Source organism: Piscibacillus salipiscarius JCM 13188 (genome assembly GCF_001311865.1).
Taxonomy (GTDB): domain Bacteria; phylum Bacillota; class Bacilli; order Bacillales; family Alkalibacillaceae; genus Piscibacillus; species Piscibacillus salipiscarius.
The window spans coordinates 12592-35829 of the sequence record NZ_BBCD01000013.1; the positions used below are offsets into that span (position 1 = coordinate 12592).

14 protein-coding genes, 9 pseudogenes and 1 riboswitch are annotated in these 23238 nt (G+C 40.0%); of the genes and pseudogenes, 3 read left to right on the forward strand and 20 right to left on the reverse strand.

All coding sequences use genetic code 11. The annotated features are described in order from the left end of the window. Positions 1–30 precede the first annotated feature (30 nt). Positions 31–1324, reverse strand: a pseudogene (locus tag JCM13188_RS21800) (extracellular solute-binding protein). A 360-nt stretch (positions 1325–1684) separates the two neighbouring features. Between JCM13188_RS21800 and JCM13188_RS09925 the strand changes: the two are divergent. Then, a pseudogene (locus tag JCM13188_RS09925) lies at positions 1685–3340 on the forward strand (alpha-glycosidase); the annotation flags it as partial. Between the two features lie 168 nt (positions 3341–3508). Here JCM13188_RS09925 and JCM13188_RS20885 read toward each other — a convergent pair. The 7 genes and pseudogenes from JCM13188_RS20885 to JCM13188_RS18945 form a co-directional block, all read right to left on the reverse strand. After that, a complete protein-coding gene (locus tag JCM13188_RS20885) occupies positions 3509–4033 on the reverse strand; it encodes an ABC transporter permease (RefSeq protein ID WP_369404944.1) in 525 nt (174 codons plus the stop codon). Continuing rightward, on the reverse strand, positions 3951–4292 hold the full coding sequence (locus JCM13188_RS20890; protein ID WP_369404954.1) for an ABC transporter permease: 342 nt from the start codon (positions 4290–4292) through the stop codon (positions 3951–3953). Before JCM13188_RS20890 ends, JCM13188_RS20885 begins: the two co-directional genes overlap by 83 nt. A gap of 148 nt (positions 4293–4440) precedes the next feature. Continuing rightward, positions 4441–5402: pseudogene (locus JCM13188_RS09935) on the reverse strand (ABC transporter permease). A gap of 73 nt (positions 5403–5475) precedes the next feature. Further along, positions 5476–7275, reverse strand: coding sequence for a peptide-binding protein (locus tag JCM13188_RS09940; RefSeq protein WP_054753804.1), 1800 nt, complete (start codon positions 7273–7275; stop codon positions 5476–5478). Between the two features lie 118 nt (positions 7276–7393). Next, entirely contained in the window at positions 7394–8401 is a 1008-nt protein-coding gene (locus tag JCM13188_RS09945) for an ABC transporter ATP-binding protein (protein ID WP_054753806.1), read from the reverse strand. Next, complete coding sequence (locus JCM13188_RS09950) at positions 8364–9389, reverse strand: ABC transporter ATP-binding protein (RefSeq protein WP_054753808.1); 1026 nt, start codon at positions 9387–9389, stop codon at positions 8364–8366. Before JCM13188_RS09950 ends, JCM13188_RS09945 begins: the two co-directional genes overlap by 38 nt. A 328-nt stretch (positions 9390–9717) precedes the next feature. Then, the gene (locus tag JCM13188_RS18945; RefSeq protein ID WP_279401686.1) at positions 9718–9855 is read right to left on the reverse strand and encodes an iron chelate uptake ABC transporter family permease subunit; all 138 of its coding nucleotides are present in this window, start codon (positions 9853–9855) and stop codon (positions 9718–9720) included. A 79-nt stretch (positions 9856–9934) separates the two neighbouring features. Here JCM13188_RS18945 and JCM13188_RS09955 point away from each other — a divergent pair, with 79 nt between their 5' ends. Beyond that, positions 9935–10564, forward strand: coding sequence for a lytic transglycosylase domain-containing protein (locus JCM13188_RS09955; protein WP_054753810.1), 630 nt, complete (start codon positions 9935–9937; stop codon positions 10562–10564). A 127-nt stretch (positions 10565–10691) separates the two neighbouring features. Continuing rightward, positions 10692–11477 carry a mechanosensitive ion channel family protein gene (locus JCM13188_RS09960; protein WP_279401687.1) on the forward strand — a complete coding sequence of 262 codons (786 nt, stop codon included), beginning with the start codon at positions 10692–10694 and terminating at the stop codon, positions 11475–11477. A 105-nt stretch (positions 11478–11582) separates the two neighbouring features. On the opposite strand, the gene rpsI is transcribed toward JCM13188_RS09960, so the two are convergent. The 12 genes and pseudogenes from rpsI to purC all read right to left on the reverse strand — a co-directional run bounded on the left by rpsI (position 11583) and on the right by purC (position 23230). Further along, positions 11583–11975: a 30S ribosomal protein S9 gene (gene rpsI / locus JCM13188_RS09965; protein WP_054753814.1), complete on the reverse strand. Its 393-nt coding sequence runs from the start codon at positions 11973–11975 to the stop codon at positions 11583–11585. Between the two features lie 20 nt (positions 11976–11995). Then, complete coding sequence (gene rplM / locus JCM13188_RS09970) at positions 11996–12433, reverse strand: 50S ribosomal protein L13 (protein WP_054753816.1); 438 nt, start codon at positions 12431–12433, stop codon at positions 11996–11998. 156 nt (positions 12434–12589) lie between these two features. Further along, positions 12590–13416, reverse strand: a pseudogene (locus JCM13188_RS09975) (bifunctional 5,10-methylenetetrahydrofolate dehydrogenase/5,10-methenyltetrahydrofolate cyclohydrolase). Positions 13417–13504: 88 nt separating this feature from the next. Further along, positions 13505–13587: riboswitch (ZMP/ZTP riboswitch) on the reverse strand. Then, a pseudogene (gene purD / locus JCM13188_RS09980) lies at positions 13584–14857 on the reverse strand (phosphoribosylamine--glycine ligase). Its footprint overlaps the riboswitch before it by 4 nt. Positions 14858–14872: 15 nt before the next feature. Further along, positions 14873–16401, reverse strand: a pseudogene (gene purH / locus JCM13188_RS09985) (bifunctional phosphoribosylaminoimidazolecarboxamide formyltransferase/IMP cyclohydrolase). After that, complete coding sequence (gene purN, locus JCM13188_RS09990) at positions 16379–16966, reverse strand: phosphoribosylglycinamide formyltransferase (RefSeq protein WP_054753818.1); 588 nt, start codon at positions 16964–16966, stop codon at positions 16379–16381. The pseudogene purH and the gene purN overlap by 23 nt, the downstream one beginning before the upstream one ends. After that, positions 16963–17988 (reverse strand): phosphoribosylformylglycinamidine cyclo-ligase, encoded by a 1026-nt coding sequence (gene purM, locus JCM13188_RS09995; RefSeq protein ID WP_054753820.1) that lies wholly within the window; start codon positions 17986–17988, stop codon positions 16963–16965. Before purM ends, purN begins: the two co-directional genes overlap by 4 nt. Beyond that, positions 17988–19418, reverse strand: a pseudogene (purF, locus tag JCM13188_RS10000) (amidophosphoribosyltransferase). The gene purM and the pseudogene purF overlap by 1 nt, the downstream one beginning before the upstream one ends. Continuing rightward, a pseudogene (gene purL / locus JCM13188_RS10010) lies at positions 19394–21604 on the reverse strand (phosphoribosylformylglycinamidine synthase subunit PurL). Before purL ends, purF begins: the two co-directional pseudogenes overlap by 25 nt. Further along, positions 21588–22271, reverse strand: a complete 684-nt coding sequence (gene purQ, locus JCM13188_RS10015; RefSeq protein WP_054753823.1) for a phosphoribosylformylglycinamidine synthase subunit PurQ — start codon at positions 22269–22271, stop codon at positions 21588–21590. Before purQ ends, purL begins: the two are co-directional and overlap by 17 nt. After that, positions 22268–22516 carry a phosphoribosylformylglycinamidine synthase subunit PurS gene (purS, locus tag JCM13188_RS10020; protein ID WP_054753825.1) on the reverse strand — a complete coding sequence of 83 codons (249 nt, stop codon included), beginning with the start codon at positions 22514–22516 and terminating at the stop codon, positions 22268–22270. Before purS ends, purQ begins: the two co-directional genes overlap by 4 nt. Then, positions 22509–23230, reverse strand: a pseudogene (purC, locus tag JCM13188_RS10025) (phosphoribosylaminoimidazolesuccinocarboxamide synthase). The gene purS and the pseudogene purC overlap by 8 nt, the downstream one beginning before the upstream one ends. Positions 23231–23238: the final 8 nt, after the last annotated feature.

A 23238-nucleotide genomic window follows, 5' to 3' on the forward strand; every position in this document is an offset into this window, starting at 1 on the left:
GCAGCACAACTGTACCGCCCATTCTTTTTATTATTCACTCTTACTTGCTTCAATGTTTTCTTTAATTGCTTTTACCGCATCATCTAACGCTGGTTTAGGCTCTTGCTCACCCATAGCAATTAACTGTAACGCTTGTGCCATTGGTTCCCAAACCTGACCCATTTCAGGAATGTTTGGCATCGGCACACCACGTTGTGACTGAACAGCTACTGCTTTTGCCACCTCATCATCAGCAATAATTGGATCCTCAATAAGTGACTTTACAGGTGGAATTTCAGCTGTAACTTCAAACGTTTCTTAGAGTTTTCTTCATTAGCTAAGAATGTGATTAACTTAGTTGCCCACTCTTTGTTTTCTGAGTGGTTACTAACGTTCCAAGATTTTACCCCAACGAATGTTTGTGCATATTCGCCATTTGGTAGCTTAGGCATTGGCGCTGCACCAAAGTCAATACCAGCATCTTTCATGCCTTGAACTGACCAAGGACCATCCATCTTAGAAGCGACTCTACCATCTTCAAAAAGACCTGTTAATGTAGAGCCACCACTCTCCCCAATGATTCCTTCTGGGAATAGACCTTCTTCATACCATTTTTGAATGTATTCTGCACCTTCTACAGCACCTTCATTGTTAAGGCCGATGTCCGACGAATCTAGTGTTCCTCCATTATCCTTGAATACGTATCCATCATAAGTTGCTAGAATTCCATGTGCGAAATAATAGTTATCCCAAAGTGCTAAAAATCCGTATTTTTCTCCATCATTAAATTCTTTAGAGAATTCATATAGCTCTTCAAACGTTTCAGGAGCTTCATCTAAATGCTCTTTATTGTACAAGAAGATTGGTGTTTCAGTTGCTTTTGGTAAGCCGTAAACCTCACCTTCAAACGTTACCGCTTGTAATGCAGAATCAGTATAAATATCTAAAACTGACTGATCAACTTCAAGTGGTGCAATACTTCCCTCTGAAGCTAGCTGACCGATTTGATCGTGCGGAATTGTGATAACATCTGGGCCTGTACCTGCAGGACCATCTAAGCGTAGCTGTTCTTTTGCTTAGTCGCCATCTCTAATTCCTCTACAACAACTTCAATTCCGTGCTCTTCTTCAAAAGCGGCTACAGCATCTTCAATACCTACTGACTTCTTCTCATCTGCCCAAACTTTAAGCTGTTCAGGTTTATCCGCTTCTCCTTCACCTTCAGAAGCTTCTTCATTGGTTTCACTACCTGTTTCTTCTGACTGACCTTCTTCCTGACCTTCAGAAGATTCACGGTCTGGCCCGCACGCTGCTAGCACTAACATAAGTGAAGCGAGCAAAGCCATAAACAAAATAGACTCTTCTTCATAAATATAAATCCCCCTTAATATTGATAAAAATGAGTTACGCAATCGTTTGCATTACTCTAAGATAGGAAAGCGATTTCAATTGTATGTTTATGTAATGAAAACGTTTGCACAATTTAAGTATATTATAATCAATTAATCTACAAAATTGCAAGACTATTTTCCAAATTATATTCTTCCTTACTTCTATTAGACGGGCTGTGTACCTGAACCTGAAAGGTTTTTATAAGAATAAAAAGATTTCAGAAAATAAAAATTTTCTTGCGGCCATGTTTGATTTATGACATGATGAGTTCAAGTGAAAACGATTGCACAAATATTGTTGGAAGGAGTCAAAATATGTTTAAAGAAGCGATTGATCATCGGCCTAAAAATAACTACGCATACCCTTACGATGATGAGACTTTACATATAAAATTACGTTCCAAAAAGAATGACCTTAATAGTGTCACACTCATATACGGAGACCCATTCGACTGGTCAAACGAAGAACCGATCCTCTATGAGTCCAATATGCAAGTGGTTTATCAAGATGAACTTTACGATTACTGGTTTACCTCTATTAAAACGATTAATAGACGTACACATTATGTTTTCTCATTAAAAGATGATGAAAACAGTGATTCTATTATTTATAGTGAACGTGGTTATTTTAAAGAAGTACCTAAGCAATGTCCGCCTTGCTTTTTTTAAAGTGCCATTTTTAAATCCAATTGATGTCTTCAAGGCACCTAAGTGGGTTAAAGATACGGTTTGGTATCAGATATTTCCCGAACGCTTTGCTAATGGTGACCATTCGAATGACCCAGAAGGAACGCTAAAATGGGGTAGCAAAGACCCATCACCATCCAATTTTTGGCGGAGACTTCCAAGGGGTGATCGATCACCTTGACTATTTAGAGGAACTAGGTATTACTGGTATCTACTTCACGCCCATATTTAAAGCCACATCAAATCATAAATATGACACCATAGATTATTTTGAAATTGATCCGCAATTTGGGGATAAAGAAACATTCCGTGAACTAATTCAAAAGTGTCATGAACGGGGTATACGTGTCATGCTTGATGCCGTATTTAATCATAGCGGTTACTATTTTGAACCTTTTCAAGACGTACTTAAACACGGTGAAAAATCGAAATATAAAGATTGGTTTCATATAAAAGAATTTCCGTTACAGTTTGAACCTCGTCCTAATTATGATACGTTTGGCTTTGTACCTGAAATGCCAAAACTAAATACAGAGAATGCTGCAGTTAAACAATATCTACTAGATGTCGCAAAATATTGGATCGAGGAATTTGATATCGATGGTTGGCGTTTAGATGTCGCAAATGAAATCGATCATCATTTTGGCGTGAGTTTAGACAGGAAGTTAAGACTGTGAAAGATGACGTTTATATTCTGGGTGAAATCTGGCATGATTCAATGCCTTGGCTTCAAGGGGATCAATTCGATGCCGTCATGAATTACCCCTTTACAGAAGCTACGCTTAACTTTTTGCCCGTCGAACGATTCATTCAAAACAATTTTCACATCAAATAAATCAAGTCTTAGCAGCTTATCCTGAAAGTGTTAATGAAGTCGCGTTCAACTTACTAGGTAGCCATGACACACCTCGTGTTTTAACGCAAACTAAAGGTGATAAGAATTTGGCTAAGCTCATGTACGTCTTCCAATTAACGTTTATCGGAACACCATGTATTTATTACGGCGATGAAATTGCTATGACAGGTGGAGAAGACCCTGGCTGCCGTAAATGTATGGTTTGGGATGAAGACAAACAAGATCAAGACATGTTGTTATTCTTTAAAAAGATGATTGAATTAAGACACCAGGAACCTCTTTTACGCGGTGAAGGTCAGTTTAGTTTCATAGAAGCGAATGACGAACAAAACTATGTCATTTACGAACGAAAAAATGAGAATGAAACCATTCTTGTTGCACTCAATAATAGTAGCCAAACTCAACAAATAGAGTTACCAAAAACTATCATCATGCTATAGATTTGTGGACAGAAAAAAGATAGACTACACTATGAATTTAGATGCATTTGGTTTTAAAGTGCTAAAAGCGTAGTATAACTCTATTTTTGCCTCCTAACGTATGTTAGTGAGGCTTTTTTAAAGGAAATAAAAAATCCTACTGAAAATTCAGCAGGATTATCGTTGATTACTTTTCGGATCAAAGGCATCTCTTAACCCGTCACCTATAAAGTTAATCGCTAAAACCGTAATTAAAATGCACAATCCTGGTGGAATCCAGGTATACCAGTGCTGCCTTAGAATTCGAACACTTAACGCTTCATTAAGCATATTACCCCAGGTTGGTTGAGGCTGCGGAATCCCCATACCGATAAAGCTCAATCCCGCTTCTGCTATAATCATAATCGCAACCATAAGTGTCGCATTAACTACAATAGGCCCAATCGCATTTGGAATCATATGTCTAAACACAATCCGTCTATCAGATGACCCGATTGCTTTCGCTCCTAAAACAAATTCTTGTTCACGTAATGATAAAAACGAACCTCTAACAATCCTAGTTAATGTTGGCCAGCTCACTAAAGCAATAATTGCCACAAACAGAGTGACGGTAATATTTTCAACTAAAGACATAATAGTTAAGGCTAATACAAGGAAAGGGAGTGCTAAAATGAGATCCGTAAACCTCATAATAAAACGCATCCACTAAACCACCATAGTATCCTGATAAAGAGCCTAATATAACACCAATTAATACTGTAAAGAACATGGCACTAAAACCAACAATTAATGATACTCTTGAACCATACAGTAAACGTGACCAGTTATCTCGTCCGGATCCGTCTGTACCTAGAATGTGTTCATCACTCGGAGGTTGTTCAACCATTAACATATTTGTTTCAGTAGGATTGTGATCCGTTAATAATGGTGCTGAGAAAGACATCGCAAGTATAATTACCATCGTAAGCACACCAAGAACTGCTAGCTTGTTTTTCATAAACGTCTTAAAGCTAATTGATAAGGGCTTTTACTTTTAGTTTCTTCATGCTCAGAGTATTCTGGGTTTGAGTTAGGTGTTTTCAGCGTTTCCATTTCCATGTCATTCACCTCTAATCATAACGAATTCTCGGATCGACGATGCTATAGAATATATCCGCAAGTAAATTTCCAACTAATATGAATACACCAAAATAAGGGTCAGTGCCATAACAATCGGATAATCACGGTTAATAATGGCATCTAAAAATAACGTTCCGAGACCAGGATAATTGAATACTCTCTCAGTGATAACGGCCCCTCCAACTAATACACCAAATTCAAATCCCATAAGTGTGATAATCGGGATTAACGCATTTCTTAAAGTATGCTTGTATAATACATTGCGGTCGGCCATTCCTTTCGCCTTAGCTGTTCGAATATAGTCACTTCCTAAAACATCTAAGACCTCTGACCTCATATAGCGCATGTATGTAGCCGTACTAGCAAGCCCAAGTGTGATACCAGGTAAAAACATGTGATGCAAACGATCCAAAAATTCTTTTAAACCTGACACTTCATTCCCACTAACCGTTCCTTGCGCGGGGAACCAACCAAATTGAATGGATAAAAAATAAATGGCTAACAATCCAAAGAAGAAGTTTGGTATAGCTAAACCAATAAAACCAAATCCAGTTGCTGCATAATCTAGTAATGAATAGGGATTTCTAGCAGAATAAATCCCTATAGGTATTGCGACAATTATAGTAAAGAACAAAGCAACTAATCCAAGATAAATTGTATTCCAGAACCTTGCACTAATTAAATCCATCACTGGCCTACCATTATAGACAATCGATTCTCCAAAATCCCCTTGCACAGCCTTACCAATCCAGCGTGCATATTGAACAGGTACTGGATCATTTAACCCAAGCGCTTCTTTCCGATCCTCATATACTTGCCTGTCAACATTAGGGTCAAGCATAGTTGTAAAGGGATCTCCAGGGGCTGCTTTGGCTAGTGCAAACACAATGATGGATAGTGCAAATAACATCGGTATGAATACTAATATTCTACGAATGATATACTTATACATATTATTCCTCCCTGTTCAAAAAGGGATGGGTATGTGACATAATAGTGTTCACATACCCAAAAGCCATTAACCATTACTGAGCGTCATCAACCCACCATAAGTGCGGATCATTAATCATGCTATATGGTAATGGTTCAATACCATTAAGACGTTTATTAAATGCGTAAATCTTGTTTTGAGCGTAAAGTAGGACAGCTGGTAAATCTGTCGCAAATAGCTCTTGCCACTCTTGATATGTTTTCTTTCGGAACTCTTGATCAAATGCATCCGGAGCTTCTAACGCTTTAAAGATAAGCTCATCAGATTCAGGGTTATTCCAGCGAGAAATATTGTAAGCTGCTTCAATATTCCATAATCCACTTGGATCTGGATCTCCACTACCTAATGACCAACCTAGTAAATAAAGGTCAACTCCATTATTCGTATCTTTCGTCATAATATCATTGATATATGCTGACATTTCTTTTGGCTGTTGCAAGTTAACTTTAATACCAACAGCTTCTAAGTTCTCTTGAATAACTGGTGCAGAACGCTCACGAATTTTGTTTCCAGTAGGGTAAGCTAATTCAAGTACCCACTCTTCGCCATCTGGGTTCTCGCGGAAACCATCATCATTCGTATCCACATAACCAGCTTCATCTAATAAAGCTTCTGCCTCTTCAGTGCTGTGTTCATACTGAGGTACATCCTCTGTATAAGCCCAGAACTGCTGTGCAATTGGAGCATTAATTACACTTCCGCGTCCATATAATAGACCTTCAACTAAACCTGGGCGATCAATTGCATAAGCAATAGCTTGACGTACCTTTTGATCTGCTACATCAGGATTTTCCTCCCAGTTATCAGGGTTAATAGCTCCTGATTCAACATCTTCTTTTGTACGGTAGTTAAGCTTGAACCCCATTAACTGATAACCAAAGTCTGTTTGTTCAATCATCTCAACATTCTCATAACCTGCAACCATTTCATAGTCTGCAGCTGGAACACCGTTTGGATCTGCAACGAAATCAATTTCGCCAGTTTCTAATAAACTAGTAATTACCGACTGGTCAACCACCTTCCACGTGATTTGCTCAAGGTAAGGTTTACCTTTCCAATAGTCTTCGTTACGAGTTAACACATACTGCTCACGTTCAACCATATCTGTAAACGCAAATGGACCAGTACCAATAACTTTACCTGGATTTAAAGTCGCTTCATGTGTTGGCATATCAGCGATTGCTACATCAGCAAACACATGCTCAGGAATGATTGGGAATCCTACATAATATAGTGGGTTAACGTTTGGTTCAGCAAATGTGAATTTAACTGTATAATCATCTACAGCTGTTACACCTTCAAACTCTTCAGTCTCACCTGCATTAAACGCTTCATAACCTTTAAGTGGTGTTACATACTCTGTACGAATACCACCTGCTTCAGTATAGCCTGGAGAAGCAATTGATTTGTAAGTGAAGACAACATCATCAGCCGTAAAGTCTTCACCATCATGCCACTTAACGCCTTCTTCTAAGAATAACGTGATTTCAGTCTGATCTTCGTTAATTTCCCAGTCGTGTGCTAATGAAGGGATAAACTCTAAACTATTATTTTGACTAACTAATGCTTCATGAGTAAAGTCTAAAATATTAGCTTCATAAGCCTCTGAATAGAAAATAGGGTTAAACACACCAGCAGGTGCAGTGTCCATCGCACCTACAATTGAACCACCCTCAACAGGACCTTCCTGCTCGGTCTCCTCTTCTTCCTCTTCTTGCTCGTTATTCTCTTCTTGTTCCTCAGTTCCCGGATCCTCTTCCGCACCAGGATCTTCCCCACTTTCACTATTACAAGCTGCTAATAGAAAAGCAAATAACGTTAAAACCAACAACACATACCAAAACTTTTGTTTAACAAAACGTAATCCCCCCTTTGGTTTTAGTTAGAGAAAACAAAATGAAACTAAGATTATGCAGCTAGGCTCATCACCTCCTAAAATATAGACAAAGGCATCACTCATCATATAAATGACAAGCTACATAATGCCCATCTTTAACTTCTTGAAGTTCGGGTCTTTCTTCAGCACACCTTTCATGCGCCATTGGACACCGAGTTCTAAACGCACACCCGCTAGGTGGGTTTGATGGACTAGGCAAATCTCCATCTAAGTGAACTGAATCTCTTTCACGATCGACATCGGTATCTGGAATCGATGATAATAACGCTTGGGTATATGGGTGTAATGGATCCTCATAAATATTCTTTTTCGGTGCAATTTCAGCGAGTCTCCCCAAATACATAACACCGACTCGATCACTAATATGTTTGACCACACTTAAATCGTGTGAAATAAACAAATAGGTTAATCCGAATTCATCTTGCAAATCGGACATTAGATTTAACACCTGAGCTTGGATTGACACGTCCAATGCGGAGACAGCCTCATCTGCGATGACTAGTTTCGGATTAATAGCTAACGCTCTTGCAATACTAATTCGTTGACGCTGACCGCCTGAAAATTCATGCGGATATTTTAAACGGTCACTCGCTCTAAGGCCTACCTTTTCAAGTAACTCCTTAACCTTTTCTTTTCGCTCCTTCTTACTTAACTTGGTCTGAACTAATAATGGCTCTTCAATTAATTGCTCGACACTCATTTTCGTATTTAAAGAAGCAAATGGATCTTGAAATATGATTTGCATATCTTTCCGAAAAGGCCTCATATGCTTATTTCTCAAGTGTGTGATGTCATGATCTTGGAATAATATTTCGCCATCAGTCGGTTCAAGCAATCTTAAAATCATCCTGCCTAAAGTCGATTTGCCTGATCCTGATTCACCAACAATGCCTAGGGTTTCTCCCTTTCTTATATCAAATGTGACTCCATCAACCGCTTTAACATGTCCGACGGTTCGTTTAAGAATTCCGCCCTTAATTGGGAAGTACTTCTTCAAATCTTCAATTTTGACTATTGATTCTTGATCAGTTTGAATGACTTGTTTCTCTTCTATCGCCGCCATGCTTTGCCCCCTCATCTCCTGTGTATAAATAACAACGAACCGATCGTTCAGGCTCTATATCAATCAAATCTGGGTTCTTCTCAAGACATTGCTCCATCACATGAGGGCAACGGCTTGAGAAACGGCACCCTGTGGGAAATTTATGCGCAGGTGGAACGGTTCCTCTAATCGTCCCTAAACGATTCAATTCTTTATGAACACTTGGTAGACTTTCTAATAAACCTTGCGTATAAGGGTGTTTAGGACCTTTGAATAAATCATACTTCGGTGATGTTTCTACTATTTGTCCCCCATACATAACTAGAACGCGATCAGCATACTCAGCGACTACACCTAAATCATGGGTAATAAGTAATAGTCCCATATTAAGTTGCTCTTTCATTTTTGACATTAAATCTAATATTTGAGCTTGGATCGTGACATCAAGTGCCGTAGTTGGTTCATCAGCGATTAATAACTTAGGGTCACACGAAATGGCAATGGCAATCATCGCTCTTTGCCTCATTCCACCAGATAATTGATGAGGGTATTCATCTATTGTCTCTTCAGCCCTAGGAAATCCAACTAATTTCAATAATTCTACGGCTCTTAGACGCGCCTGTTTTTTGCTCATCTTCTTATGTTTTCTAAGAACTTCTATAATTTGATTACCGACCGTATAAACAGGGTTAAGAGCTGTCATTGGTTCTTGGAATATCATCGCTACATCATTGCCTCGAACTTTTGTCATTTGCTTATCTGAAAGATCGAGTAAGTTGCGACCTAATAGACTAATCTCACCATCTACAATCTTTCCAGGTTTGTTAATTAACTGCATAATGGACAGTGACGTAATACTCTTACCACTTCCTGACTCTCCAACTAATGCAACTGTTTCACCAGCTCTCACTGTTAGGTCAACATCATCCACTGCTCTTGCTACTTGGTTATCATCCAAATAGAAATATGTCTTCAAATCTTTCACCTGTAATACTGGTTCGTTTGACACCTAGCAACACCCCATTTTTTAATCCGATCATATGTATTTTTGTTTGTTCTTACTTAAAAAATAGTGCAAAATAATTATTAATTCAGGTAAAATTTATAACCATGCATTAATATAAACAGACTTTCGTAATTTTTTCAATATTGTAAATTTGACTAATTTTCAGATACTTTGTCTTTTTTGTTGAAAAAGTCGAAAGTAAGGTCGAATAGCCTAAACAAACTGCTTTTTCGAAGTTCGAATATTACGAAATTAATACATTTCGTTTACAGAAGTAATAAAAAATCCTTAACTCTATAAGATTATGAGTTAAGGATTTTAAACATGCTTATTATTGATTTTTAATTAGTAGATAGATAAAATATGGTGCACCGATTAAAGCAACCACGATTCCTGCTGGGATGGTGCCTATATAAAACGAGATTTGTCCTGGTGTGCCAGCCATAATTAATAGTGTGAAATCTATCAAAGAAATGCTTAATTCTTAAACAGATTATTGGATGATTATGGTACAATTTAGTTAACGAAGCGAAAAGCAGGTGAACGTGATGATCCAACCTAGTCTATTTGAAGCGATGATGAATTATCGCAAAGTCATGCAATCTAGTCTATTCAACCAAGGCACGCAAGCTAGTAATACGAGCAATTTATTTATTCAACTATTCAGTTCATATTTAAGTGGACAACAGAGCCAGTCAGCATTAAATCCACAATTGAATGAATCGCAAACGATGTCTGGATCAAATCAGTTACCTTATACACACAGCACGGTGTCACCTGTTGCACTTAAACAATTAAGCTCTACTCAAGAAGCTAGCGGATTAGATCAATTAATTAATCAAACAGCTGAGAAATATGGTTTAGATTCAAATCTTTTACATAAAGTGATTGAAACAGAATCGAATTATGACCCTAATGCGGTGAGCGGAGCTGGAGCAGCTGGTTTAATGCAGCTCATGCCAGCAACTGCACAAGCATTGGGTGTTAACAATGTATTTGACCCTGCGCAAAACGTTGAGGGTGGGGCTAAGTATTTAAAACAAATGGTCGATCGCTACGGTGGGAATTTGAGTTTAGCACTAGCAGCCTATAATGCAGGTCCAGGCAATGTTGATCAGTACCAAGGCATTCCGCCTTTTGAAGAGACGCAACAATACGTTAGAAAAATATTAGGTTAAATCTGAAAGGCAGGTAATATAAACTCGCCTTTCTTTTTTTATGTTGAGATTTCCATTGAATAACCTTAGCAGTTTCGATAAAATGAAACAAAATAATCTACTTCTCAACACAGAAAGGATGAAAATAATGGATTTAAGTGTAATTTGGCCCTACCTTGTAAACATTGCACTAGCAATAATTACATTAGTAGTCGGACTAGCCGTAATAAAAATGATTACAAAATTTGTTGGTAAACAAATTGAAAGATCCAAGCTTGATAATAGTTTGAAGCCATTTTTAAAATCTTTAACAAGTGCGATATTGAAAATATTATTAGTGTTATCAGTTGTAAGTATACTAGGTGCAGATATGACGTCATTTGTTGCTGTATTAGCTGCAGCAAGTTTCGCAGTTGGACTAGCCTTTCAAGGGTCACTGTCTAATTTTGCTGGAGGGATCTTACTACTCTCACTTCGTCCATTTAGAGTCGGTGATTACATTGAAGGTAATGGGTATTCAGGCACAGTTGAGGCAATTCAAATTCTTTACACAGAACTTGTAACGCCTGATAATAAAGTCATTTTCGTTCCAAATGGTAACTTATCTAACTCTGGAATTGTTAACTATTCAGCCAAAGACCAACGACGTGTGGATTTCAAATTTGGCGTTGGCTACGAAACTGACACACAACACGTCCTTCGTACGCTACATCAAATCGTCGAAAACCATCCATCTACTTTAGATGACCCAGAACCGTTCGTTCGTTTATCGGCACACGGTGATAGCGCAGTTGAATATACCGTTCGTGTATGGGTTAATGCAGAGGATTTCTGGGATGTTCACTTCGATATCTTAGAACAAGTGAAAACTCGCTTCGATCAAGAGAAAATCTCAATTCCATATCCACAAATGGATGTTCATGTTAACCAATAAGCATTAAACACGAGGTATTAAAGGCCTCGTGTTTTTTATGTTTTAACTTTTTTCAACAAAAAACTCTCAAACCCGAAGGAATGAGAGTATTGTATACTTGAAAAATTAACGTTTTGAGAACTGTGGTGCACGACGAGCGCCTTTAAGACCGTATTTCTTACGTTCTTTCTCACGTGCGTCACGAGTTAGGAATCCTGCGCGCTTTAATGTTGGGCGATAATCAGGATCTGCTTCTAGTAGTGCACGAGCAACGCCTAAACGAATTGCTCCTGCTTGACCAGTATATCCACCACCGTTAACGTTCACTAGTACATCATAGTTACCAACGTTTTCAGTTGCTTCTAAAGGTTGGTTGATGACTAAGCGTAACGTTTCGTGTGGGAAGTAATCTTTTGCATCTACATCATTAACAATAACTTTTCCGCTTCCAGGAACTAGACGTACACGAGCAACAGAGCTTTTACGACGACCTGTTCCGTAGTATTGTACTTGTGCCAAAGTTCTTTACCTCCTTTTACTTACCCGCGAAGTTCGTAAACTTCTGGATTTTGTGCTTGATGTTTGTGTTCAGGTCCACGGTAAACGTGAAGCTTTTTAGCCATTTTACGACCAAGTTTGTTCTTTGGTAGCATACCTTTAATAGCAATCTCAAGCATTTGCTCAGGGTATTTTGTACGCATTTCGTTTGCTGTACGTTGTTTTAAACCACCAGGATAGTTTGAATGGCGGTAGTAAATTTTATCGTTTAATTTTTTACCAGTTAAATGAACTTTATCTGCATTCACGATAATAACGTGATCACCAGTATCAACGTGTGGTGTGTAAGTTGGTTTGTTTTTACCGCGTAGGATTGTTGCTACTTCTGTAGCCAAACGACCTAACGTTTGTCCTTCCGCATCAACTACATACCATTTACGCTCAACGTTGTTTTCATTAGCCATGAAAGTTGTGCGCATTGTTTTCCCTCCTAATTCAATCGAATTACTCGAACATTTTTTTTATCTTCAACACGAATAGTTCCGGGGCTAGTCGTGGTTATGATAAAATGCCATAGAATATATTATAATATCTATGGCATAGATGTCAAGCAAAATTCGTTTATATTTATGATTTTATACTGTTAATTTTACCCTATGAGACGTTTGAATGTGTTTTGTTGTATTCAGCTGTCTTTGCGCCGCTTCAACTGTATGCTTTAATAGCATTGAAATCGTTACAGGCCCTATTCCACCAGGGACGGGCGTAATCGCTGATGATTTAGGATAACACGATTCGTAGTCTGCGTCACCTATATTGCCTGGGTTATAACCTGCATCAAGTACGATTGACCCTTCTTTAAGCCATTCACCTTTAACAAATTTAGGGCGACCAACTGCTGCCACAACGACATCAGCCTGCTTCACGATTTGATCTAAGTTTTCCGTTCTTGAGTGACAAATCGTCACTGTTGCGTTGCGATTTAAAAGCATCATCGATACCGGTTTCCCTAAAATAGGGCTACGACCAATAATAACTGCGTGTTTACCTTCTAGTTCCAAGTTATAATAATCAATCACTTGTAGAATAGCTGCTGGAGTGCAGCAAGGATAGCGCCTAACTGGAATGTCGTTGCTCCGAATCCGTGAGAGGTGACGCCATCTACATCCTTTTCTAATGCAATTTCATCAAATGCTTTTCGTTCATCTATATGGCTTGGTACTGGGTGCTGAAGTAAAATCCCATGCACTTGATGGTCACTATTTAAGCGTTGAATGACATCTAATAACTCATCAGTTGTCGTCTCTTCAGGTAAAAAGACACGTTCAGATTCCATACCTAGTTTGTGACATGTATTAGCTTTCATTTGAACATATGTTTTTGAGGCTTCATCATTTCCTACTAAGATTGTTGCAAGCTTAGGAGTTACACCTTTTCCTTTAAGTTCACAAATTTGAGCCATAAGCTCATCTTTCACCGACTGTGCTACTTTTCTTCCGTCTAGTATCAATGGATTCAATTTATACCCTCCTGTTGATTAAGAGAGAATACTCTCCCGCCCAGACGACCGACTTAATAAACACGCAGCTCCCATATGGTTCATTCCATTTTGTCGTCAGTCACTGCATGCTAACTTATTGTCTTACAGTAAAACGCTTTCTGTGCAATATCTTTTCTGTAGAAAGTGTGATCAGAATTTAACTTTTTCATCTCTTCATATACTTGTTCTCGTGCCTTTTCTAAACTTGAATTCTCAGCTGCAACTAATAACAATCTTCCACCATTTGTCGTCCATTTACCTTGCTTGAGTTTTGTTCCTGCGTGGAATACGTGTGCATTCGAGTGAATTCGATCTAAATTCGGTAGCTCTTGGCCCTTGTCATAAGTGTCAGGATAACCGCTAGAAGCTAACACCACGCCTACACAAGCTTCGTCCTTCCAGCTCAATTTCACAGGCTTTTGATTCATGACATCTTCCATGACCTGTAATAAATCATTTTCCAGTCTAGGTAATACCACCTGAGCCTCAGGGTCGCCAAAGCGTGCGTTAAACTCTATCACTTTAGGTCCGTCATCCGTATTAATCAAGCCTACATATAAAATTCCTTGATACGGCCTACCTTCCTTAACGAGTGCTTCTGCTGCGGGTTTCAAAATCTCATAAACCGCTCGCTTCTGAACTGAATCACTAATTTGCGAAACTGGTGAATAAGCTCCCATTCCTCCAGTATTCGGGCCTTCATCCCCGTCAAAAGCTCGCTTATGATCCTGAGAAATGTCCATTGGATAAACCGCATCTCCATTTACAAAAGCCATTAATGAAAACTCTTCGCCTTCTAGAAATTCTTCAATGACAATCGTTCGACTTGCTTCTCCGAACTTTTGGTTACATAAAAAATCTTCAATTGCCGCATTTGCTTCTTGCGCCGTCGAGGCGACGACTACTCCTTTTCCAGCAGCGAGTCCATCAGCTTTAATCACGATTGGAACACCTGTTTTATCAACATATGCTTTAGCATCTTGTTCATTTGAAAACGTCTTATAGGCTGCGGTTGGAATGTTGTAAGCTTGCATCATTTGTTTTGCAAATTGTTTACTACCTTCAATTAGCGCCGCTTCCTTAGTCGGCCCAAAGATTTTTAAACCTTCTTCTTTAAACCGATTAACGATGCCTTCCGTTAATGGGGCTTCTGGGCCAACAATCGTGAGGTCGATGGATCGGTTTTTGCAAATTCAATTAGCCCTTGAACATCCGTCTCTGAAATGTCTACTTGTGTTGCAACATCAGCCATGCCATCATTACCAGGAGCTACATAAACCCCTTCAACACTTACACTTTGCTTGAGCTTCCATGCTAGAACATGTTCTCTGCCACCACGGCCAACAACGAGTACCTTCTTCATAAGGACCTCCTCTTATTAATGCTTAAAGTGACGTACACCTGTAAAGACCATCGCGATTCCATATGCATTACACTTATCAATCGAATCTTGATCCCGTTTAGAGCCACCAGGTTGAATAATAGCGGTCACGCCTGCCTGGTAAGCAGCCTCTACTGTATCGTCCATTGGGAAAAAGGCATCCGATGCCATAACAGCCCCTTTCGCTTTCACACCCGCTTGCTGGATGGCAATGTTCGCTGCTCCTACTCGGTTCATTTGACCAGCTCCAATACCAATCGTTTGCGAATCTTTGGCGAGTAAAATAGCGTTCGATTTGACGTGTTTGACGACGTTCCATGCAAACTTCAAACCCTTCCACTCATCTTCTGTTGGCTCTGTTTCGGTAACAACGTGATAATCTACTTCACTAAGCTCAAAGCGATCCTCATCTTGAATAAGCACCCCGCCGCCTACTGATTTGACTTGCCTTTCAACCTGACTTTGTTCAGTGCTCACCTCAATTAAGCGAATATTTTTCTTCTTCGTTAAGATGTCTAAAGCTTCATCTGTAAACTCCGGTGCTAAAATGATTTCTAAGAAAATTTGACTCATTTCTTCTGCCGTTTTAGCGTCTACTGCTCGATTAAGTGCAACAATGCCACCGAAAATTGATGTGGAATCTGCTTCATATGCGTGCTGGTAAGCCTCATAGATTGTTTCGCCGATCCCAACGCCGCACGGGTTCATATGCTTGACAGCGACAGCTGCTGGTTGCTCGAACTCTTTTGCGATCTGAAGGGCTGAATCAGCATCTTGAATATTGTTGTAAGATAGTTCTTTACCGTGTAACTGCTTCGCTTTTACTAACGTTGATTCTTCTGCAAAAGGGGCAGCATAAAACGCAGCTTTTGGTGAGGGTTTTCTCCGTAACGTAATGTTTGTTTCAGTTCATAGGTAACCGTTTTAGTCTCAGGGAAGTTTGCCTCTGTTTTCCCCGTTAAATACTCTGCAATTAAAGCATCGTAATGTGCCGTATGTCTAAAAACCTTAGCCGCTAACTCTCGTTTTAACTCTTTAGAGACTTCTTCATTTTTCATATCCTCTAACACACGCACGTAATCTTTCGGGTCGACAATAACGGTCACGTCCTCATGATTTTTAGCCGCTGACCTAAGCATGGTCGGACCGCCAATATCAATGTTTTCAATTGCCTCATCATATGAAACATCTGGATTAGAGATTGTTTCTTTGAAGGGATAAAGGTTAACGATCACAAAATCAATCGGTTCAATTCGGTGTTCTTCTAGTTGGTTAATATGTGCTTGCTCAGAGCGTTTGGCGAGTAAGCCAGCATGAACGTTTGGGTGAAGCGTTTTAACCCTGCCATTTAGAATCTCAGGAAAATCCGTCACATCTGATATACCAGTTACATTTACACCCGCTTCTTCTAGCACCTTTTTCGTTCCACCTGTAGAAATAATCTCAATGCCTTGCTCATCTAAATGCCTCGCAAATTCAACAATACCTGTTTTGTCTGATACACTAATTAACGCTCGCTTCGGCAACAACCTCATCCTTTCTAAGTAACTCTTTCAATGTCTCTGGGTAAAGACGGTGTTCGACTTTCTGTACTTTCTTTTGTAAACTTTCGTATGTATCTGCTTTCTCTATTAAAACTTTCTCTTGTTTTATGATAGGTCCTGTATCCATTCCTTCATCCACATAATGAATCGTAACGCCTGTTTCCCTCACTCCAGCATCTAATGCCTGACCGATCGCATTTAATCCAGGAAATTCAGGTAATAGAGAAGGATGAATATTAACGATTTTGTCTTTATAATACTTTAAAATAGTGGGACCAATTAACCTCATATAGCCTGCCAGCACAATAAAATCTATGTGGTTTCTGATTAATAAAGCTAATAAATCAGCTTCATAAGCTAGTTTATCTGGGTAGTCTTTAGGTGATAGACTTTCACTTTTGACACCTATGTCAATTGCTCTTGTTAATGCATATGACTGAGGCTGATCTGAGAACAAGAGTGCTACCTGATAGGATTCATCTTCTCCTTCAACAATCGAATTAAAATTGGATCCATTTCCTGATGCAAACACAGCCACTCGTTTCACGAAGTCCCCTCCTCTACTAACTCAATGCCTTCTTGATTGTTAACATAGCCAATGACGTAAGCGTCATCTAGTAAATCCAGCACCTCTGGAACGGATGCTCCATCAACTGCCATCACCATTCCAATTCCCATATTAAATACACGATACAGATCGTCATCAAGAAGATGACCGTGTTCTTTAAGGAAATCAAATATTGACGGTCTAGGAAATGCCGACAAATTAATATTGGCTCCAAGCCCCTTAGGCAGCATTCTTGGTATATTTTCGTAAAACCCGCCGCCTGTAATATGAGCTGCGGATTTAAGAAGGTCCGCTTGCTTTACCTTTAATAGATCATTGACATAAATTTTTGTTGGCGTTAATAAAATGTCACCCAAGGGTCGATCAAATAGATCATAAACTTCATTAATATTAAGGTGAGCATCAGCGATAACCTTTCTGACAAGTGAAAAACCATTGCTATGGACGCCTGTCGATGGAAGGCCGATTAACACATCCCCTGCTTTAACCTGTTCATTAGAAATGACATCACGTTTCTCACAAGCTCCGACAGCAAACCCTGCCACATCATACTCATCCTCACCGTAAACACCTGGCATTTCTGCTGTTTCACCGCCAATTAGCGCACAACCCGCTTCCTCGCATCCATCTGCGATTCCTTTTACAATCTGTTCGATAACATCAATGTCAGCTTTTCCTAAGCCAATATAGTCTAAAAAGTATAATGGTTCAGCGCCTTGAACAGCGATATCATTCACACACATCGCAACTGCATCGATTCCAATGGTGTCGTGGCGATTCAGTTCATAAGCTAATTTTAGCTTTGTACCGACGCCATCCGTACCAGAAATTAAAACCGGTTCTTGATAATTTAACTGTGATAAATCAAACATGCCGCCAAAGCTTCCTAAAGCTCCCATTACGCCTAAGCGATTGGTTCGTTTAACATGCTCTTTCATTCGGTCAACAGCTTTATAACCTGCTTCTATATTAACGCCAGCTTGTTTATAGGCATCTGACATTAAGATCTCACTCCAATCAGCTTCTCTTTTTCATGGGGCGGCAAGGAATCTTCGTATAAATCGGTTGGATATTTGCCCGTAAAACATGCCAAGCAATGGCCACAATTAGGACTGGCATCTTGACGGTCAACGGCATTAACCATATGTTCAATTGGTAAGAATGATAGAGTGTCAGCGCCGATGATCTTTTGAATTTCCTCAACTGAGTTATTAGCTGCAATTAACTCCCCAGAGTTAGACGTATCTATGCCGTAAAAGCATGGATGCGTAATAGGCGGGGAACTAATACGAACATGAACCTCTGATGCTCCCGCTTCTTTCAACATTTTGACGATTCGTTTTGAGGTGGTACCTCGTACAATGGAATCATCCACCATCACGACCCGTTTGCCTTCAACAATCTTTTTAACCGCAGATAACTTCATCTGCACGCCTCGCTCGCGAAGCGCTTGAGAAGCTGAATAAACGTACGCCCAACATAACGATTTTTTATTAACCCTAATTCATATGGTGTTCCAGATTGTTCTGCGAAACCGATCGCAGCTGATATACTCGAATCAGGTACACCCGTTACAACGTCTGCTTCAACTGGTGACACCTCGGCTAGCTTTTTACCTAAGCGTTTACGTACGCTATGAATATTTTGGCCATCTACATTACTATCTGGTCTTGAGAAATAAATATATTCCATCGAGCAAATGGATCTGTTTTTAGCCTCTGAAAAGGTATCAAAGTGAATGCCTTCGTCATCAATAACGACCAGTTCACCCGGGACGATTTCACGCACATATTCAGCCCCGACGACATCAAATGCGCATGTTTCTGAAGCGATCACGTATCCAGCGCCAACTTTACCAAGTGATAATGGTCTCATCCCGCGAGGATCTAATGCTGCAATTAAACGTTTTTCATCGAGCATGGCGATCGCGTAAGCACCTTCCAGTTCGTTTAACGCTTGCTTAATGCGATCCATAATGGGACCTCTACCTGCACGTTTAATCAAGTGCGCAATCACTTCCGTATCAGAGGTTGTTTGAAAAATACTGCCCGTTTCTTCTAATTCCTCGCGAAGTTTAGTGGCATTAACTAGGTTTCCGTTATGAGCCAAAGCAAGCGAACCGGTACTCGAACGAAAATGAAGAGGCTGTATGTTTTCTGCCGTCTTACCGCCTGATGTAGAGTACCTAACATGCCCAATCGCAGCATAACCTGATAGACTGATTAACTCATCTTCATCTAACGTCCGTCACTAGACCTTCCCCTTTAGACTGTTTTAAATCAACCCCATCTGATACAACGACACCTGCTCCTTCTTGACCTCGGTGCTGCAGAGCATGTAAGCCGTAATACGTCATGTGTGCTGCTTGAGGGTGACCAAACACACCAAATATTCCGCATTCCTCATTTAAGCCTTTGATTTCACCAAACATGGTAAAGCCCCTTTCCAATGGTCGGTTAGGTAATCGACTGATTGACGAATCACGTTTTCACCATTAAACGATACTGACAACTTACCATCATTCGTGACTGTTCCAATTCGTGTTGCATTAACTTGCGCTTCAAAACGATCAGCATTTACCTGTTTTACCGTTAAAACGAATCTTGATTGCGTTTCACTGAAAAGCTCAGCTAATTCCTGACCTTCTAATTCAATATGAAGACCAAATTGCGTCGTCATGACTTTTTTCAGCTAAGGCAACTGTTAATCCACCTTCAGCTACATCATGAGCAGATTGTACAAGTCCTGATTGAATTGCTTTCAAAATCTCTTTTTGCCTCGCCTTTTCAACCTCTAAGTCTAGCTGTGGCGCTTCACCATCATAATAGCCTAATAGCATTTTTTGAAGCTCACTACCAGATACTTCGTTAGTCGATTCACCAATGAGATAGACGTAATCTCCCACTTGTTTGGCCTCTTGAGTTGTCACATGATTAAGATCATGGATTAAGCCGACCATCCCAATGACCGGAGTTGGATAGACACTCGTTCCGTTCGTTTCATTATAGAGTGACACGTTCCCGCTAATAACTGGTGTGCTTAATGTCTCACACGCTTCTGCCATACCTTCTGTTGCCTGCTGCATCATCCAGTAAACCTCAGGCTTATCCGGATTACCAAAATTTAAACAGTCCGTAATAGCAACAGGCTCAGCACCAGAGCAAACGATATTCCTTGCCGCTTCAGCTACCGCTATCTGACCGCCTCCCTTAGGGTTAAGATGCAAGTAGCGTGAATTACAATCTGTCGTCATCGCAATCGCTTTATTCGTCCCGCGAATTCTTAACACCGCAGCATCAGAGCCTGGCTGGACGACAGTATTCGTTTGGACTTGGTAGTCATACTGGCTATAAACCCACTCTTTACTCGCAATAGTCGGCTGCTTAAGTAGATTTTCTAAAATTTGATTCGGGTCGTCGATGGTAAGTGAAGCAGGCTTTTGATCCGATTGTTTCGGCTGAGCAGATGGCAAGTGATAAACAGGTGCATCCTCTGCTAAGGCATCTACCGGAACATCTGTTACAATCTCATCTTTAAAACGAAGTCTGAACTGCTGTTCCTCAATAACTTCCCCGACTTCAACCGCTTCAAGGTCATAATTTGCGACTATGTCTTTAATCTCTTGCTCCCTACCCTTTTCAACGACAATAAGCATTCGTTCCTGAGACTCCGACAGCATCATTTCATATGGCGTCATCCCTTGCTCACGCTGCGGAACTAAGTCTAAGTTTAATTCAATTCCGGTCCCTGCCTTACTTGCCATTTCACTTGCTGAAGATGTGAGACCTGCTGCGCCCATGTCCTGAATGCCTACTAATGCATCACATTTCACGACTTCTAAACAAGCTTCTATCAGCAGCTTTTCCATGAAAGGATCTCCAACTTGAACTGCCGGGCGGTCTTCTGCCGACTCATCAGTTAATTCTTCTGATGCAAATGTTGCACCGTGAATCCCATCCCGTCCTGTCGCTGAACCAATGTACATGACGGTGTTTCCAATACCTTTCGCCTTCCCAACTTGAATATCCTCATGTTTAATAAGGCCTACACACATGGCATTAACGAGAGGGTTGCCTTTATAACAATCATCAAACTGAATCTCTCCGCCTACCGTTGGAACACCTACACAATTACCGTATCCCGCAATTCCAGCAACAACTTCTTCTAAGAGGTATTTTGTTCTCGGATGATCTAACTCACCGAACCTTAACGAATTCAGCAAGGCGATTGGTCGAGCTCCCATCGAAAACACATCACGTAAAATCCCGCCAACACCCGTTGCAGCACCTTGATACGGCTCAATCGCGGATGGGTGATTATGACTTTCAATTTTAAACGCAACCGCAAGGCCATCACCAATATCTATTATTCCAGCACCTTCACCAGGACCTTGAAGAACACGCTTACCGTTAGTTGGGAATTTGCTTAATAGAGGCTTGGATTTTTATAGCTACAATGTTCACTCCACATAACAGAAAAAATTCCAGTTTCCGTGTAGTTAGGAGTGCGCCCTAGTAAACGTTCAATCTTGTTAAATTCCTCATCTGTTAGACCCATCTCTGCATATAACTTTTCCTCTTTGATCTCATGGGCAGTTGGTTCAAGAAGTAACGGCATGGTGTTCCCTCCAATTAACTAGAATCGATTCAAATAGTCTTAACCCGTCGTCACAACCTAACAAATCGACAGTAGCACGTTCTGGGTGAGGCATCATCCCAAGAACATTTCCTTGCTTATTACAGATCCCGGCAATATCGCCTTTAGAACCATTCGGATTATCAGCATATTGAAAAACGATTTGATTGTGACGCTTAAGCTCATCGAACGTCTGATCATCACACTCATAATTGCCTTCTGCGTGGGCAATAGGTAGCGAGATACGCTCATCTTGTCTGTATTCACTTGAGAACATCGTTTGATTGTTCGTTACGATGATCGGAGTCGTTTCACAAATGAATTTCAAGTGATCATTACGTTTCATAGCACCTGGAAGAAGTCCTGTTTCTAGTAATATCTGAAAGCCATTGCAGACACCTAAGACAGGTTTACCTAATTCTGCATACTCTCTAACAGCTTCCATGACCGGCGCGAAACTAGCAATTGACCCTGAGCGTAAATAATCCCCGTAAGAAAAGCCTCCAGGTAGTAAGATTGCATCATAATTTGATAGATTGCTTTCACGATATGAAACATAATGGGCGTCTTCACCAAGTGCCTCTTTAATAGCGTAGAACATATCCGTATCACAATTAGAGCCAGGGAATACCACGACCGCAAATCTCACGACGTTACAACCTCCTCTAACTCATAGCGATAATCTTCAATCACTGGATTAGCAAGAAGCTGCTCGCACATCTCTTCTACTTGGCGCTCAACCTGACTTGATTCGAGGGTAAACTCCATATATTTTCCAATTCGCATATCACTGACGCCGTGGAAGTCCTTAGCCTGAAGCGCCTTTTCAACTGCTTTTCCTTGAGGGTCTAACACCCCTTCTTTTAGCGTTACATGTACTTTTACTTTAACCATGCGAAACAGCCCCCTTTAAGCGTTCTAATACGACGTTGTATGCCTCATCTACACTTCCAATCCCTTGACGAAACACATCTTTATCAAGCTTCTGATTGGTATGAATGTCCCAAAGCCTACATGTGTCAGGTGAAATTTCATCCGATAACATTAACTCACCATTGAATCAAACCCGAATTCTAGCTTAAAATCTACTAACCTTAAATCACATTGTTTAAAATAATCGATTAATACGAGATTCACTTGATGAGCTAGCTCTTTCATGTTCAGTAAAACACTAGATTCGACAAGATCTAGCAATCTAATATGATCTTCATTAATAAGAGGGTCACCTAGCTCATCATCTTTGTAATAAAATTCAACAATTGGCTGGCTTAAAAGATCCCCTTCACTTAAACCGAGTCGTTTGGCTAAACTACCTGCAGAAACATTACGAACGACGACTTCAATTGGAATAATGTTTGTATGTTTAACAAGTTGCTTATCCTCTGATAGTTGTTTGACCCAGTGATTCGGAATGCCTTTAGTTTGTAAAACGTTAAATATCAACGATGATATTTGATTGTTTAAGGCCCCTTTCCCATGTTCTGTAGCCTTCTTCTGCCCATTAAACGCTGTTAAATCATTTTTATATTGAACGAGTAACAGATCAGCATCATCTGTTTTGTATAGCTTTTTCGCCTTACCTTCATACACCAATTGTTTACTTTCCAAAGTGTGAC

Bases quoted from the DNA above. Each gene is read 5' to 3' on its own strand.
- JCM13188_RS20885 (WP_369404944.1), bottom strand. From the start codon at position 4,033: ATGCGTTTTATTATGAGGTTTACGGATCTCATTTTAGCACTCCCTTTC.
- JCM13188_RS20890 (WP_369404954.1), bottom strand. From the start codon at position 4,292: ATGGTAATTATACTTGCGATGTCTTTCTCAGCACCATTATTAACGGAT.
- JCM13188_RS09945 (WP_054753806.1), bottom strand. From the start codon at position 8,401: ATGGCGGCGATAGAAGAGAAACAAGTCATTCAAACTGATCAAGAATCA.
- JCM13188_RS09955 (WP_054753810.1), top strand. From the start codon at position 9,935: ATGATCCAACCTAGTCTATTTGAAGCGATGATGAATTATCGCAAAGTC.
- JCM13188_RS09960 (WP_279401687.1), top strand. From the start codon at position 10,692: ATGGATTTAAGTGTAATTTGGCCCTACCTTGTAAACATTGCACTAGCA.
- rplM (WP_054753816.1), bottom strand. From the start codon at position 12,433: ATGCGCACAACTTTCATGGCTAATGAAAACAACGTTGAGCGTAAATGG.
- purM (WP_054753820.1), bottom strand. From the start codon at position 17,988: ATGTCAGATGCCTATAAACAAGCTGGCGTTAATATAGAAGCAGGTTAT.
- purS (WP_054753825.1), bottom strand. From the start codon at position 22,516: ATGGTTAAAGTAAAAGTACATGTAACGCTAAAAGAAGGGGTGTTAGAC.